At 58.4% G+C, this 13,815-nt stretch carries 14 protein-coding genes; 9 read left to right on the forward strand and 5 right to left on the reverse strand.

Annotated elements, in window-relative coordinates:
- The 5 genes from HMPREF3169_RS00005 to otsB all read left to right on the forward strand — a co-directional run.
- On the forward strand, positions 1-707 hold a 707-nt coding region (locus tag HMPREF3169_RS00005), incomplete at its 5' end, for an IS3 family transposase (RefSeq protein WP_070455231.1).
- A 677-nt stretch (positions 708-1,384) separates the two neighbouring features.
- Positions 1,385-1,732 carry a hypothetical protein gene (locus HMPREF3169_RS00015; RefSeq protein WP_062037217.1) on the forward strand — a complete coding sequence of 116 codons (348 nt, stop codon included), beginning with the start codon at positions 1,385-1,387 and terminating at the stop codon, positions 1,730-1,732.
- Positions 1,733-1,737: 5 nt separating this feature from the next.
- Positions 1,738-3,168, forward strand: coding sequence for an alpha,alpha-trehalose-phosphate synthase (UDP-forming) (locus HMPREF3169_RS00020; RefSeq protein ID WP_062037213.1), 1,431 nt, complete (start codon positions 1,738-1,740; stop codon positions 3,166-3,168).
- The gene (locus HMPREF3169_RS00025) at positions 3,165-3,662 is read left to right on the forward strand and encodes a metal ABC transporter substrate-binding protein (protein WP_235591083.1); all 498 of its coding nucleotides are present in this window, start codon (positions 3,165-3,167) and stop codon (positions 3,660-3,662) included. The genes HMPREF3169_RS00020 and HMPREF3169_RS00025 overlap by 4 nt, the downstream gene beginning before the upstream one ends.
- Before the next feature lie 20 nt (positions 3,663-3,682).
- Positions 3,683-4,429: a trehalose-phosphatase gene (otsB, locus tag HMPREF3169_RS00030; RefSeq protein ID WP_061924620.1), complete on the forward strand. Its 747-nt coding sequence runs from the start codon at positions 3,683-3,685 to the stop codon at positions 4,427-4,429.
- Between the two features lie 115 nt (positions 4,430-4,544).
- Here the strand turns inward: otsB and HMPREF3169_RS00035 are convergent, their stop codons facing one another.
- Complete coding sequence (locus HMPREF3169_RS00035) at positions 4,545-5,654, reverse strand: LacI family DNA-binding transcriptional regulator (RefSeq protein ID WP_070432295.1); 1,110 nt, start codon at positions 5,652-5,654, stop codon at positions 4,545-4,547.
- A 118-nt stretch (positions 5,655-5,772) separates the two neighbouring features.
- Between HMPREF3169_RS00035 and HMPREF3169_RS00040 the strand changes: the two genes are divergently transcribed.
- The 4 genes from HMPREF3169_RS00040 to HMPREF3169_RS00055 are packed head-to-tail and all read left to right on the forward strand — an operon-like array spanning position 5,773 to position 9,173.
- A complete protein-coding gene (locus tag HMPREF3169_RS00040) occupies positions 5,773-6,726 on the forward strand; it encodes a metal ABC transporter solute-binding protein, Zn/Mn family (RefSeq protein ID WP_061924626.1) in 954 nt (317 codons plus the stop codon).
- Positions 6,726-7,427: a metal ABC transporter ATP-binding protein gene (locus tag HMPREF3169_RS00045; RefSeq protein ID WP_070432297.1), complete on the forward strand. Its 702-nt coding sequence runs from the start codon at positions 6,726-6,728 to the stop codon at positions 7,425-7,427. The genes HMPREF3169_RS00040 and HMPREF3169_RS00045 overlap by 1 nt, the downstream gene beginning before the upstream one ends.
- Positions 7,405-8,361: a metal ABC transporter permease gene (locus tag HMPREF3169_RS00050; protein WP_148132080.1), complete on the forward strand. Its 957-nt coding sequence runs from the start codon at positions 7,405-7,407 to the stop codon at positions 8,359-8,361. The genes HMPREF3169_RS00045 and HMPREF3169_RS00050 overlap by 23 nt, the downstream gene beginning before the upstream one ends.
- A gap of 11 nt (positions 8,362-8,372) precedes the next feature.
- The gene (locus tag HMPREF3169_RS00055; protein WP_070455235.1) at positions 8,373-9,173 is read left to right on the forward strand and encodes a CE1 family esterase; all 801 of its coding nucleotides are present in this window, start codon (positions 8,373-8,375) and stop codon (positions 9,171-9,173) included.
- A 60-nt stretch (positions 9,174-9,233) separates the two neighbouring features.
- Here the strand turns inward: HMPREF3169_RS00055 and HMPREF3169_RS00060 are convergent, their stop codons facing one another.
- The 4 genes from HMPREF3169_RS00060 to rlmB form a co-directional block, all read right to left on the reverse strand.
- Entirely contained in the window at positions 9,234-9,845 is a 612-nt protein-coding gene (locus tag HMPREF3169_RS00060) for a helix-turn-helix domain-containing protein (protein WP_141761312.1), read from the reverse strand.
- Positions 9,846-9,853: 8 nt separating this feature from the next.
- Positions 9,854-10,480 carry a heme ABC exporter ATP-binding protein CcmA gene (ccmA, locus tag HMPREF3169_RS00065; protein ID WP_061924635.1) on the reverse strand — a complete coding sequence of 209 codons (627 nt, stop codon included), beginning with the start codon at positions 10,478-10,480 and terminating at the stop codon, positions 9,854-9,856.
- A gap of 3 nt (positions 10,481-10,483) precedes the next feature.
- Positions 10,484-12,469 carry a hypothetical protein gene (locus HMPREF3169_RS00070; protein WP_070455237.1) on the reverse strand — a complete coding sequence of 662 codons (1,986 nt, stop codon included), beginning with the start codon at positions 12,467-12,469 and terminating at the stop codon, positions 10,484-10,486.
- A gap of 393 nt (positions 12,470-12,862) precedes the next feature.
- Entirely contained in the window at positions 12,863-13,810 is a 948-nt protein-coding gene (rlmB, locus tag HMPREF3169_RS00075; RefSeq protein WP_070455239.1) for a 23S rRNA (guanosine(2251)-2'-O)-methyltransferase RlmB, read from the reverse strand.
- Between the last annotated feature and the right edge of the window lie 5 nt (positions 13,811-13,815).

Consider the following 13,815-nt stretch of genomic DNA (forward strand, 5'->3'; position numbering starts at 1 on the left):
TTTATGGTGCTAAACGCATCGCCGCAAGCCTCAAGGAGGACACGACGTATACCCCGATCAATCACAAGAAAGTTGCACGCATCATGAAATCCATGGGGTTAAAAGGCTTTAGCAAACGGCGTCGATGCATTACTACCAGGCGTAAGCCTGGTCACCGTGTCATGCCAGATCTAGTAGGCCGCAAGTTCACAGCTGGCGAGCCAAATCGTGTGTATGTCGGTGACATTACTTACCTGCCGTGTAGGGGAGGCAAAAACATGTACCTTGCCACAGTCATTGACACGTATTCACGTAAACTTGCAGGTTATGCACTCGCAGACCACATGCGTGTCTCACTAGTTATCGATGCTCTAGCCCACGCACACGGCGTGCGCGGCAGTCTTGACGGGACTATTTTCCATTCCGATCACGGCAGCGTGTACACCTCACAAGCCTTTAGGAACTACTGCTCGTCGTTAGGTGTGCGCCAGTCCATGGGCGCGGTTGGAACGAGTGCCGATAATGCCCTGGCAGAATCCTTTAACGCCACCTTAAAGCGGGAAGTGCTGCGTGATCGGAAAGTCTTTGACAACCCAATTAGCTGTCGTCAAGAGGTCTTCCGGTGGTGCATGCGCTACAACACGCGCCGGCGGCACTCCTGGTGCAATCTCGTAGCTCCTGATGTCTTTGAAGCCGAGACTTCGGCTATACTGACCACAGCAGCATAGCCAGCCCCCGATGTGTCCACTTTCCGGGGGTCGGGCCCCGCAGCGATCAACCACCTGGCCAGCCTGTTTATAGCTTTTTCCAGCGTCAACAAGTTTCAAAGCTTTAGCGATGCGATCCCGCTCGCGTTGTATGGCTCCACCGCGACTGGTATTAGCGAGTTCGATACCGTCTTGGGCAAGGTATCGGTAAGCAGTCTGTGGGAAACCAGTCTCTTTCAGTGCGCTATGCGCAGACTGGCCGCTTTCTACAAGAGCAACGACCTTTTGGTACTGATCTTTGAATTTATTCTCAGTCAGACTCCGCTGACGCTGACCACGGCTAAGGCCCTCAGCCTGACGCCACACCTTCGCCGTAGCCTTCGAGACCCCCAACTCCTTCAGGATCACCGACATCGGACGCGCATCATGCAGATACGCCTCCACGTACCGCTCACACAGCCTCTTATCACTTGACATCTACACAACCTCCTAGCTGTATAGATGCATTCACCACCTGAACTCGCCTTCCCTGCACGGCACCGATTTGGCAGTTAGGGCGAAATCCTCGCCGTGCCCGGCGCCATAACCCAGGCCCACAAAATAGATCTCTGCGCACATAGCCCCGAATCCGCACCGCACGGCCGCATGGCGTAGAATATGCGGTCTGAAAGCTTTCACAACTCGTTCAGGAGGACTTCGTGCCACCAAAGGTCACTGACACTCAGCCCGCTGCAGACCAGAACAATGCAGTCGAGGAGGAGACCGCCCGCGCTGCGCGCCGCATCGTCGCTACTTATGCTGAGGACTTCCTCGATGGCGTGACCTTGATGTCCATGCTCGGCGTCGAGCCAGATGGCTTGGTACACAAGAAGGTCCTTGCAGAGCAGGAAGACGCTGCGCCAAAGAAGACCTCTAAGAAGTCCTCGAAGAAGGCAACCAAGAAATCTTCGAAGAAGACCACCAAGAAGGCAACGAAGAAGTCGACCAAGAAGTCCACGAAGAAGACCGCCAAGAAGGCTTCTAAGAAGACCACGAAGAAGGCCTAAGAACAATGTCTGGCCACGACAATTCCTTCGTGGTGGTGGCCAACCGCCTCCCCGTGGATCTGGAGATCCAACCGGACGGCACCCGCACCTGGAAGGCCTCGCCTGGCGGCTTGGTTACTGCTTTGTCGCCAGTGCTGGAGGCCGAGCAAGGCTGCTGGGTGGGCTGGCCAGGCATCACAAACGACGCCCCGGAACCTTCCCACACCGAAAACGGTGTGCTGCTGCACCCGGTCAAGCTAACCGACGTGGATTATGAGGGCTTCTACGAAGGCTTTTCCAACGCCACCCTGTGGCCGCTCTACCACGACCTCATCGTCACCCCGCAGTACAAGCGCGAGTGGTGGTACTCCTATCGCGAGGTCAACCTGCGCTTTGCCGAGGAAGTAGCAAAGGTCGCAGCGCCCAACGCCACGGTGTGGGTACAGGACTATCAGCTGCAGCTGCTGCCAGGCATTCTGCGCCAACTACGCCCCGATCTCACCATCGGCTTCTTCCTGCATATTCCATTCCCTTCCGCAGATCTCTTCCTGCAACTGCCATGGCGCGAAGAGGTCGTCCGCGGGTTGATGGGCGCCGATGTCATCGGATTCCACCTCGAATCCAATGCCCGTAACTTCTTAGAGCTGGCCACTCGACTCGGCTTAGAGGTCACGGGCGAGGTCAGCACCCGCGACATCACTGCCGGCATCAAGGTCGATGGCCGCACCGTTGGCGTGGGCGCGTTCCCGATCTCCATCAAGTCCTCCGACATGACGCGGTTCAGTAAGGCGGAGGACCGCGACGTCGCCAAGCTGCGTGCGGAATTCGGCGGCCACCACCGCGTCATCTTGGGCGTCGATAGGCTGGACTACACCAAGGGAATCCTGCAGCGTCTCAAAGCTTTCGAGGAGCTGCTGGAGTCGCAGGCGCTGGATCCGAGCGAGGTTACGCTGGTACAAATTGCCACGCCTTCGCGCGAGCGCATCGACCATTACCGCGTGACCCGCTCGCAGGTCGAGGAAGCCGTAGGCCGCATCAATGGGCGCTTCGGCCAGATTGGGCGGCCAGTGGTCCACTACGTGCACCGCGCAGTGGACAAGGACATGCTACGCAAGTACTACCGGCTTGCCGACGTCATGCTGGTCACCCCCTTCAAAGACGGCATGAACCTGGTGGCCAAGGAGTATGTGGCCTGCCACGACGACGGCCGCGGTGCATTGGTGCTCTCCGAGTTTGCCGGCGCCGCCGCGGAGCTCAAGCAGGCCAACCTATGCAACCCTTTCGACATAGAGTCCATCAAACGCGCCCTGCTCAGCGCATTGAAGGCGCTTGATGATTCACCCGACACCATGCGCCAGCACATGCTCGACCTGCACGCACAGGTGGTCCAACACGACGTGGATGTATGGTCGCGCGCCTTTTTGAGCGCCCTAGAGAAAGCAGCGAAGAACAAGTGAAGCGAGTAATTACAGCGGCACTTCTCGCCGCATCAATGACACTTAGCGCCTGCGGCTCCGAGGATTCAGGGCCGCAGCCACGCGGTGACGAGAGAATCGTGGGCAAGGACTGGCAAGTAGTGGCTATCTACACCAAGCCGGATGAGCCTTCTGCGATTCCGCAGACCGCTAAGGCGGTGCCACAAATGAGCTTCGGCGAATCCTCCATTGTGGGCTCTACTGGCTGTGCGCCGTTCCAAGCCAAGGTCTCCTACAGCGAGGCCGAGGATGCCGCCAATATCCGCGACGCGGACACCATGCACATCGATAAGGTGCGAATGGATACCCGTCCCGACGATTGCACCGGCTCGGCACTATGGGCGGATAATCTGCTACGCAATCTGCTGGCGGAAGACCATGATTTTGAGGTTCGGCTAAACCCGAATAATCAGCTGGTTCTGACTCTGGATACCGCCGAGGTGGACTCCCCCGCTATTCGCATGGTCTCGCTTTAGGGCTGTTTTAGGATGAGGGCATGATTGAAAAGCTCGCAGCAACCAAGCATCTGGCCGTAGTTTCTGACTTTGATGGCACCCTCGCCGGTTTTGCCAATGACATCTATGCGGTTCACGCCGAGCCGCGGTCGTTGGCTGCCCTGGAGCGTCTGGCGAAGCTGCCGGATACCACGGTAGCGGCGCTTTCTGGGCGCCACCTGGAAGGGCTAAAGCGCGTCTTCCCGCTGCGCGAGCCGGTTCTGTTGGGCGGCTCCCACGGCGCGGAGTCCTCGTGGCAGGACTCTTCCCTTTCGCCGGAAGCCCAGGCGCACTTGGACCGCAAGGAAGCAGAAATCCGTGAGCTGATGGAGCGCTTTCCTGGCGCGGAAATTGAGATTAAGCCTTTCCAGCGCGTGTTCCACCTGCGCCGCTTGGAGCTTACAGACCCAGAGCTAGCCGCCGAGGCCTACGCTGCTGGCCGCGCACTCGACCCAGCCGGTTTCCCCATGACTGCCGGCAAGTCTGTCATCGAGTTCTCCGCTACCCAGGCCACGAAGGGCTCATGGATTTCCGAGCTGCGCGAGCGCGTCGGCGCCACGGCCACGGTTTTCTTGGGCGACGACGTCACCGACGAAGACGGATTCGCGGTTTTGAATCAGCCACCAGACCTGGGCGTGAAGGTTGGCGAGGGCGAGACGCTAGCCGCACACCGCGTTCCGGATATTGCGGCTGTGTCTGATTTCTTGGAGGAGCTCGCTGCGGCCCGCGCGGTTCACCTCGGCGCTTAAGCGTGATGCGCGGTAAACGGGGCAAGCGCGGTAAACGGGACAAGCGCGGTACATTTTGCCAAATAAGGCGCTGATTTCGGCAAGTTTTGGCGCAATATTTGGCAAAGTGTGCCGACTAGAGCCGCCAATCCAATAAATGCTGCTCGCGCGGCGAGCCCACCGTGGTCCCCTCGTTGAAGCGGGTGGACAGCAGCTTATGGTCGTGTGCTGGGGCAGTCTCGGAAAGCGCGGCGTCGATATGCTCGGCCAACATGTGGCCTGCCGCCGCGCCTTTGGCTTTATTCGGCTGGACCACGGTAGTAAGCCCCGCCAGCAAGGCGGTGGTGATGCCGTCAAACCCCGTCACGGAGAGGTCTTTCGGTGCCGCGAGGCCAGCATCGCGCAAGACACCGAGCACGCCGAGCGCCATCGAGTCGGTGGTGCACAGCACGGCGGTCAGCTCAGGGCGCGCGGCAAGCAGCTCTTCCGCGGCAGCGCGCGCGGTGCTCGCATCGTTGATGTGGCGGGTGACAATGGGAATCTCGCCAATGCCTGCCTGTGCAAATACATCGAGAGCGCCCAGCACGCGGTCGCGCTGGACGTGCATGTCTGCGCGTTCGACCTGCTCCGGGCTTACGAAACCATCGATGCGCTCGTGGTGGAGGCGAATGCACAGGATGCCAATGCGGCGGTGGCCGGCCGCGAGCAACGCGCGGGCGGCGGGCTTGATTGCCTCGCGGTCATCGATGCCCACGAAGGGAAGGCCAGAGTCCTTGGGCTGATCGCAGACCACCAGCGGAAGACCACGCGTTCGCGCCGCTTCCACGGATTCGGACGAGACCGAGTAGATAACGAAGCCATCCACGGCGGCGCGGGTGAGGAGGGCGGCAGCGTCGTCGGAAGGGGCGTCGGGCCCTGCGGGAATCAGAGTTAGGGTGGTCGCGGCACCCGTGGATGCCTCTGCCATGCCGGCTAGAAAATCAACGGAGGCGGCGTCCTCGAAGGCGTAGGACAAGTGCTCGGTCAGGAGGACCCCCGTGGAGCCCGCGCGGCGAGTGCGCAGGCTGCGCGCGGTGGGGTCGGGGCCCGTGTAGCCGTGGGCTGCGGCCGCGGAGAGAATGCGCTCGCGCGTGGCTGGGGCCAGCTGGTCTGGGCGATTATATGCATTGGAAACGGTGGTACGCGAAACACCCAATTCAGCAGCCAGCGAGGCTAGCGTTTTCCGATTCTGGCTGCGTTTTACCATGCTGGCTACCCTACCCTGTTCACCTCTGCGTTTCGCGTTTCAGGCAAGGTCTTTAGCGAGCGGATTTTCAATACATTTCCATTTGACAACAATTTTCAACAAACGCAAACTAGAGGGCATGAGTTTTTCCCTTAAATCCCTGGCTGCGCCCGCCGCTCTCCTGTGTGCAGGCAGCCTCACCCTGGCCGGTTGCTCCAGTACCGATAGCGCCGACGAGGACACCATCAAGGTCGTCGCCTCCACCTCCATCTGGGCAGATGTGGCCCAGGAAGTCATCGACTCCGCACAGAGGCAAGACGTCAAGATTGAGGTCGAGCCAATCGTCAAGGGCAACGGCGTCGACCCGCACCACTTCGAGCCCACCGCGGCAGACATCGCTAAGGCCAACGAAGCCGACGTCCTCATCGTCGGCGGAGGCGGATACGATTCCTGGCTGTACCAGGCAGTAAAGAACCAGGACGAGATCATCCACGCCCTCCCTCTGACCGACCACGGCAAGCTCGACGAAGAGCCGGACGTCGTCACCGCGGCAGAGGCCAAGGACATCGCCAAGAAGGAGCCCTCCAAGGTCACCAACATCGAGGGCAACGAGCACGTCTGGTACGACGCTGCCGCCATCGAGAAAGTGGCCACCGAGGTCGCCGACCTAGTCAATGAGGCCAACCCAGAGGCCAAGGCATCTGCAGACCCGCTGTTGGAGCGCGTCGAGGACATTAAGGCGCGTGTCGAGAAGCTGCCGAAGCTCAACTATGCGCAGACCGAGCCGATTGCGGACTACATCATGAAGTACACCCCTGCCTTGGACGTGACGCCGGAGGGCTTCCGCAAAGCCACCGTGTCTGAGGGCGAGCCGACTGCCGCCGACCTCGCACGCTTCCTAGAGGCCATCAAGGAAGACAAGGTCGATCTGCTGATTTATAACCCACAGACCGAGACCGATATCTCCTCGCGCATCCACAAGGCAGCCGAGGAGCGCCACATCCCTATCGTGGAAATCGGTGAGACCCCACCAGAGGGCACGAACTTCCTCGACTACTACGAGCAGGCCGTGGACCACATCGAGGCGGCTTAGTGCTGGTTCAATTTCATGAAGCGGCCGTGGAACCGCTGTGGTCGGGGCTCAACCTGGGCGTCGACAAGCGCGAATTCATCGCCGTCTTGGGGCCAAACGGCGTGGGCAAGTCCACCTTGCTGGGCACCATCCTGGGCACGCGCCAGCTCACCGGAGGGCGCGTGGACGTCAATTCGCGGGTTGGTTTCATTCCGCAGCAGCGCATGTTTCCGCAGGATCTTCCCATGCGCGCCCGGGATTTGGTCTCACTGTCGTTGGCACACGGGGCCATCGCTAAGCGACGCCCCTCCCGCGCCCGCGTCGACGAACTCCTCGCTGAGGTGGGTGCCACCGGCATCGCCGAGCGCCGCGTGGGGCAGCTTTCGGGCGGTCAGCAACAGCTCATCCGGCAGGCCCAGGCGCTGGCCAATGACCCACAGCTCATCCTTGCCGACGAACCATTACTCTCGCTCGATCCTGCCCGCCAGCAAGCGACCGTGGAAAAGCTCGACCGCTGGCGCAAAGAACGCGGCACCTCCGTGTTGTTCGTGACACACGGCATCAACCCGGTGCTAGGCGTGGTGGACAAGGTGCTCTACATCGCCCCGCATGGCCACATGTTTGGCGCTGTGGATGAGGTTATGCGCTCGGATGTCTTGTCTGAGCTGTATGGTTCCAAGGTCAACGTCATCGAGGTCGATGGGAGACTCATCGTTGTCTAATAAGTTTTTCGAAGACACCCAGTATCTGCTCGGCGTCGATTTCGTGCAGTCTTCCCTGTGGGCCTGCGCGCTGCTGGGCATCCTCTCTGGTGTGATGACCTCACTCATCGTGCTGCGCCAAATGTCCTTTTCGGTGCACGCGACGTCTGAGCTCGCCCTGATGGGCGCTTCGGCGGCCCTGCTCTTCGGATTTAACTTAGGCTTTGGTGCCATCGCGGGCGCCATCGTGGCCGCCATCATCCTGGCGGTGTTGGGGCTGAAAGGCCAGCAAGACAGCGCTATTGGCGTGGTGATGAGCTTTGGCCTTGGCCTATCGGTGCTCTTCTTGCACCTCTACCCGGGCAATTCCAATACGGCGATGACGCTGCTGACCGGCCAGATCGTGGGTGTTTCCGCAGCCTCGGTGTGGCTGCTGGCGCTGACTACCGTCATCATCGTGGGCGTCGTGTTGCTCTTCTGGCGCCCGCTGCTTTTCGCTTCCGCCGACCCGGTCATGGCGCAGGCAGCCGGCGTACCGGTGCGCGCTATCTCCGTAGGCTTTGCCATTCTGGTGGGCCTTACCGCGGCGCAGTCGGTGCAGATTGTCGGTTCGCTGCTGGTCATGGCGCTGCTGATTACACCGGGCGCAGCGGCAGTGCAGATCACCTCCTCGCCGGTGCGCGCGGTGCTGTGGTCCACGCTTTTCGCCGAGGTCGCCGCCGTGGGTGGCCTCATCCTCTCGCTAGCACCAGGCTTGCCAGTCTCGGTCTTCGTGACCACGATTTCTTTTGTCATTTACCTGGTTTGCCGCCTCGTGGGCTGGCTGCGCAACCGCCGTGCCGTGCGCGACGACATCGCCGCCGCCCGCGTCACCAAAGCTCACTTCGAGGGCCGCCGCGATGCCGAAAGCCACCACACCAGCACGCACGACGAAACCTGCGCCCACCCCGACTAAACTTTTGTTCCATGACCATCGTGGAATTTCAGGGCCAAAAGCGTAAATACACCGTCGTCGCGCCGGAAAATCCCGGCCCGAACCTGCTGCTTTTCCTCCACGGTTCGCTGCAAAATGGCAGCGTGATGCGGCGCTTTACAAACGGTACTTTTGATGAGCTCGCCGCCCGCACGGGCACGGTGGTTGTCTACCCCGACGGCGTGGACAGGCACTTCAACGACGCCCGCGCGGTGCTTCCGGTCAAGACCCGTGAGCTTGGCATTGACGACGTCGCCTTTCTCCAACACGTCGCCGCCACCGTACAGGAGGAATACGGAACGCAGCGCACCTTCGCCTGCGGTTATTCCAACGGCGGGCAGATGGTAATTCGCCTGCTTTTCGATGCCCCGGGCTTCCTCGACGGTGCCTGCATCTTCGCCTCGACGATGGGCAGCGGCGCTAACCATGCGCCGTCTAATCCCGAGGGCTATAAGCCCACCCCAATCCTCATGATGCATGGCACGGCGGACCCGTTAGCACCTTATGAAGGCGGCCAGGCTGGCCTCGCGAATAGCTCCCGCGGCGAGGTTACTTCCGCGTTGTTGACTGCGCAGCACTTCGCCACGATGAACGGTTGCTCTAAGGCCAAGGTAACCCGCCCGTTTTCTGATGTGTCTTTGGATTCCTGGGAAGGTGACAACCCCGTCGAACTGTGGACCATGGAAGGCGTGGGCCACGTCATCCCCTCGGGCAACGAGCTCGACGCGCGCTTGGGCCCGAATACCGATAGCTTCATCGCGGCCCAAGTGGTGGAGGACTTCTTCGGCTTATAGCCCCGCGGCTCGCCTCCCCGCTACTTACCCAGCCCTGGGCATTTGCAACAGGATGGCAGCTCAACCCATAGCGGGTAAGGTTTTTATGGCTAACTGGACTCTGTTCTCTGCAGCAAAGATGTCGAGCAGCTGGGAAACTATTTTCTTGATCATCGGCACAGAAAGATGTGTTTCCTCCGCGATGCCATAATTTGAGTGCCCACATACAATTCCGTTTAAAATTCGAAGCTGAATTGCGGACAGTCGCTCGAGGTTTCGCTGCATATCTGGTTCAGGCATTGTCCCAACAGCTACGCCGTTTATTTCAAAGCAACAACTTATTTTAAGGCCCCCATGGCCGGAGCGAGCTTCCCGGGTAACGACGCAATATGCAGACGCGCCCAAATTGATTGCCGTTTGAAGCTTCTCACGCGAATGCTGTGAATAATCCACCAAGTAAATGAAATCGCTGCTCTTTAACTCTTGTATATCCCATACCCAGGTCGCCGAGTCTTTGCGCTCGCACAACACCAGCAATTGCTCCTGTGAGCCAGACAATGCATTCAGCAGCTCCCTTTGAGTGGACACACATTCAACCTGGGGCCAGAGGAAGTAACGTCTTAGCTCATCGAGTATCGATTGCTCATCGTCTCGGATGCCTGCAAGCAGACACGGCATATCCGAGTATTTCAATCGCCACACTAAAGCGTTACCTCGCAGTCTGCTTGGTCAGCTACATGCTTGGAATGCGTCGCGACGACGACAACGGCGCCTTGGTCAGCGAAAGCACGGAGGTGTTCAACAACCAGCTGAGCATTGTCCTCGTCAAGCGCACCGGTTGGCTCGTCCGCCAATACGATTTTGGGCTTAGAAATGAGGATCCTCGCCAAGGCTACTCGTTGTTGTTCGCCGCCCGACAAGCCGCTGACCACACGCTTTTCATAGCCTCGTAAACCGACCTGCGCCAAAGCGCTGTCTAGCGCCTCATCGAAAGCACGGCGCGAAACGTTACTGGCTGCGAGCTTCACGTTGTCGACAACGGTGAGGTCAGGAACCAAGCCGTAATCTTGAAAAAGATACCCAACGCATTCGCGTCGATACTTGCGCAGTCGACCTGCCGATAGCGATGCAATGTTGTTTCCATCCCACATGATTGAGCCTTTGTCCGGCGAGATCAGACCGCCCAAGAGGTTCAACAGGGTGGTTTTCCCACTTCCGGAGACACCGGTTAATGCAGTCACCCGGCCAGCCGCAAAAGACCGCGTAAGGCCGGAAAGAATCATTTTTCCCTTCACACTGTAGTGAAGGTCTTCAACCTGAATTTCCATATCCTAATTTCCCTCGCTGTCTGTCCAGCGCATTTGATTTCGCGCACTAATCCACCAGGTCAAACCGATTGAAATACACATCCACACGATCGAAAATGCGACGACAGCAAGAACGGTTGCCGTGGACCACCTGTTTTCAAACCCCATCGACCACGTTGATGGATAGTGCGATTCCAGTTGTTCCTTATGCTCGCGCAAACGATACAAAACCCAGCCGATGGTGGTAACGAAAAAGAATAGCTCGGCCAGCAGAATCTTCCTGCACATCTTCCACGGGCTGCGCCCACAAATGAAGGAAACATAGAGCTCTCGCCGGAACGCCACCTGGAAACTGAAAAGCCCCGCGACGATTAACAAGGAAACCAGTAATATCGCTACGACCGTATTTAACGACCAAAGGCTGAATTGATCTTTGGCTTCCTCAAGGGACGATCGCCAGGAATCAGCATGCGGTTGTGCCGTGGCAAGCACCTTGCCCACCGTCCCATCTTTCAGCTCACCAACGACAGTTGGCTCGATGGCAAGGAGGACTTTCTGCGAGGCTTTCGCGAGTAAATTCCGGTCACCGATAGCTTCAAGCCCCACTGGTAACGAGACCACAATGGGGTCATTAATTACTGGCCGCAGCTCAACGTCATAGGAAAAGACTTGCCCAAGCGAACAATCCTCTTTCCAGTTAAAATCTGGAACTTTCTTCTTCGCGAGTTCGGCTTCAAATGCAACGGAGTCAATAATCGTCTGTTTGGATTCTTCACTGAGGGCAACGGGAGCACAAACGGTTACGTCTTCTTCAGAAGGGGAAACACCAGCTTGAACGGCGAACCGATGGTTGCTGAGAATAACCGGGGCTTCCAGTTGAGTCGGCCAGGTAAGCCAAAAAGGATCCGCTAAGAGTAGCTTTCCTTCGCGGTCCGCCTGACGCAAGGGCGCTGCAGCTGCAGCCTGTTCTTTTTCATCCGGAGTGATATTCGAGCTCAGGGCAAACTCTTGCTCATTGGCATGTCCGCTCCAATACGGTTGCAATTCCTCTCGCGCGGACACCTCAGCACCGGTATCAACCATCTGCGAAAGTGCCGTCAGGCTCGTCAAGAGTGCCAATAGCCGGACAGCATACAGAGCGTAGGTAATTGGACGCGCCCGAACCTTGCCTTTGATGGCCTGCGGGATCGAAATATTTCGAACCAATAACTGCCCGAGCACATAGCCCAGCGCCAAACCGACCCATTGGAGCAACACAGAAACGCCGAAAAAGGCCCAAAACAACGTCGCTTCTGCCCAGTCGTTGTAAAGATACAATGCCGCCGCAATAAAAATGATCGCAAGAAAAAATGGTAGCCATGTTTGCTTGGCAAGCCGCGTTACATCAAGTCTTAGCGTCTGCGATAGCTTTAGCCCCAAAAGTCTGTGAATGCCGATTTCGCGAGCCCGCACTAGGCAGTGCCCGCCACCCAACACGAGCGCGAGTAGAAACGCAGCCGCGACCAACAAAGGCAGCGACGAAGTCATGACGATGCTCCAAGTCAAGTTCTGGAGCCCTGTCACGGAATACCCGCGCTCCTCCAACCATGTCGTTAGGTCTCGAGCGTCATTTTCCGATCCTTTAATGTAAAAAACTTGGCGCGGTTCCTTAGTCGGAATTTCCGACAATGGATACCAAACAAGCTTTTCGCCCCTCTGAAACTTTTGAGACTCAAAGTTAGCTGCACCTGAAGGCAGAGCCGAGGAGTAGATTCGCACCTCACCATCCGAATCAGCTAGCGAGGCGTAATAAATCGATACGTCAAATCCTGAGTCCCGCGCAAATTCAGAAAGCTCAGGAAACAGTGTTTCTGTGTGACTGTCAGGTTTGAAGTCTTCGATCTGGACAAACTCGTTGCCAAGCCGGTAATCCAGAGTCGATAAGAGGCTGGCTCCGACAAAGGCAATGAATGCGCTAATAACCGTAGAGAGCAAAATCCCTACGGTTAGTAGTCTGACTGAAGTTTTCATCGAGCCTTAGCAGTGCCGGTAGTAGGACTTATTTCCAGAGGACTTCTTGGGAGCTGTTGCCTGCTTAGACATGCTCACTTTCATAAGCATTCCTTTCTTGAGAAGAATCTGAACTTATAGCGCGCGCTACTAAAAGATATACGCTGCCCCTAAACCGCGTTCAAGTGTCAAAAGTTACCTTTCGCAGATTCATCAACTCCGCGCAAATACCCAGGCCTCAATCCGCAGCTCTCTGGTGGATTGCAGGGCGTCGGCAAGCGCGTGAAAATGCGAGCAGGAGGTCTGGGTTTCCAGCCCTGGGCATTTGCAACCAGGACGGCGGTAGCTGCCCAGCAGACGCATTGGAGGCAAGCAAAAAGGCGCCGCACAACGCGACGCCTTCCAAATTACTTGTTACTTCGCAGCGCGACGCTGCCGAGCAAACTCCGAAAGCACTGCACCCGCAGCAACGGATGCGTTTAAGGACTCAACCCAGGCGGTCATCGGGATGGACATGATGACATCGCAGTTCTCGCAGACCAAGCGGGAGATGCCCTTTCCCTCAGAGCCGATGACGATGACCACGGGATCCTTGCCACCCGCATAGGTGTCGAGCGTGTGCTCGCCGCCGGCGTCCAGGCCAACGACCTGGTAACCGGCTTTCTGGAATTCCTGCACGGTGCGGGTCACGTTAGTCACGCGCGCGACGGGCAGGCGAGCTGCGGTACCAGCAGAGGTACGCCAAGCCACCGCCGTAACCGAAGCCGAACGGCGCTCCGGAATGATGACGCCGTGGCCGCCGAACGCCGCAACGGAGCGGATAACCGCGCCCAAGTTACGCGGGTCGGTGATGTTATCCAGAATGACAAACATGCCAGGCTCGCCAGCGTCCTTCGCGCGGTCCATCAGGTCATGGAAATCGGCGTACTTATAAGGCGGAATCTGCAGGCCAATGCCCTGGTGCAAACCGTTGCCGGTCATGCGATCCATCTCGTGACGCTGAATCTCAAGGATAGGAATGTTGCGGGAATTCGCAATGGCCACGGCCTCCGACAGGCGCGCATCGTTGCGGGTGCCCTGCACGATGTACAGCGAGGTAGCAGGCACCTTCGCGTGCAGACACTCGACAACCGGGTTGCGGCCGACGACCATCTCCGCCGTCTCCTTCTGGTGGCGGCCCGAGTTGCGGCGCTCGCGCTCCAGCTTGGCCTTGTGCTTCGCGTGGTAGACGCGATCCTCTGCCTTAGGCGTTGGCCCCTTGCCCTCAAGGCCCTTCTTTACCTGGCCGCCACTGCCCTTAGTGGCGCCTTTCTTGTTTGTCTTGCGGATGCCCGCGCCGCCGCGGCCGTGCGTACGTGCCATGAATT

The sequence above is a fragment of the Corynebacterium sp. HMSC08C04 genome (genome assembly GCF_001807495.1).
GTDB classification, from domain to species: domain Bacteria; phylum Actinomycetota; class Actinomycetes; order Mycobacteriales; family Mycobacteriaceae; genus Corynebacterium; species Corynebacterium simulans.

Coding starts and splice junctions, on each gene's coding strand:
- HMPREF3169_RS00070 (WP_070455237.1), bottom strand. CDS start 12,469: ATGAAAACTTCAGTCAGACTACTAACCGTAGGGATTTTGCTCTCTACG.
- HMPREF3169_RS00050 (WP_148132080.1), top strand. CDS start 7,405: ATGGGAGACTCATCGTTGTCTAATAAGTTTTTCGAAGACACCCAGTAT.
- HMPREF3169_RS00055 (WP_070455235.1), top strand. CDS start 8,373: ATGACCATCGTGGAATTTCAGGGCCAAAAGCGTAAATACACCGTCGTC.
- rlmB (WP_070455239.1), bottom strand. CDS start 13,810: ATGGCACGTACGCACGGCCGCGGCGGCGCGGGCATCCGCAAGACAAAC.
- HMPREF3169_RS00035 (WP_070432295.1), bottom strand. CDS start 5,654: ATGGTAAAACGCAGCCAGAATCGGAAAACGCTAGCCTCGCTGGCTGCT.
- HMPREF3169_RS00040 (WP_061924626.1), top strand. CDS start 5,773: ATGAGTTTTTCCCTTAAATCCCTGGCTGCGCCCGCCGCTCTCCTGTGT.
- HMPREF3169_RS00020 (WP_062037213.1), top strand. CDS start 1,738: ATGTCTGGCCACGACAATTCCTTCGTGGTGGTGGCCAACCGCCTCCCC.
- ccmA (WP_061924635.1), bottom strand. CDS start 10,480: ATGGAAATTCAGGTTGAAGACCTTCACTACAGTGTGAAGGGAAAAATG.
- otsB (WP_061924620.1), top strand. CDS start 3,683: ATGATTGAAAAGCTCGCAGCAACCAAGCATCTGGCCGTAGTTTCTGAC.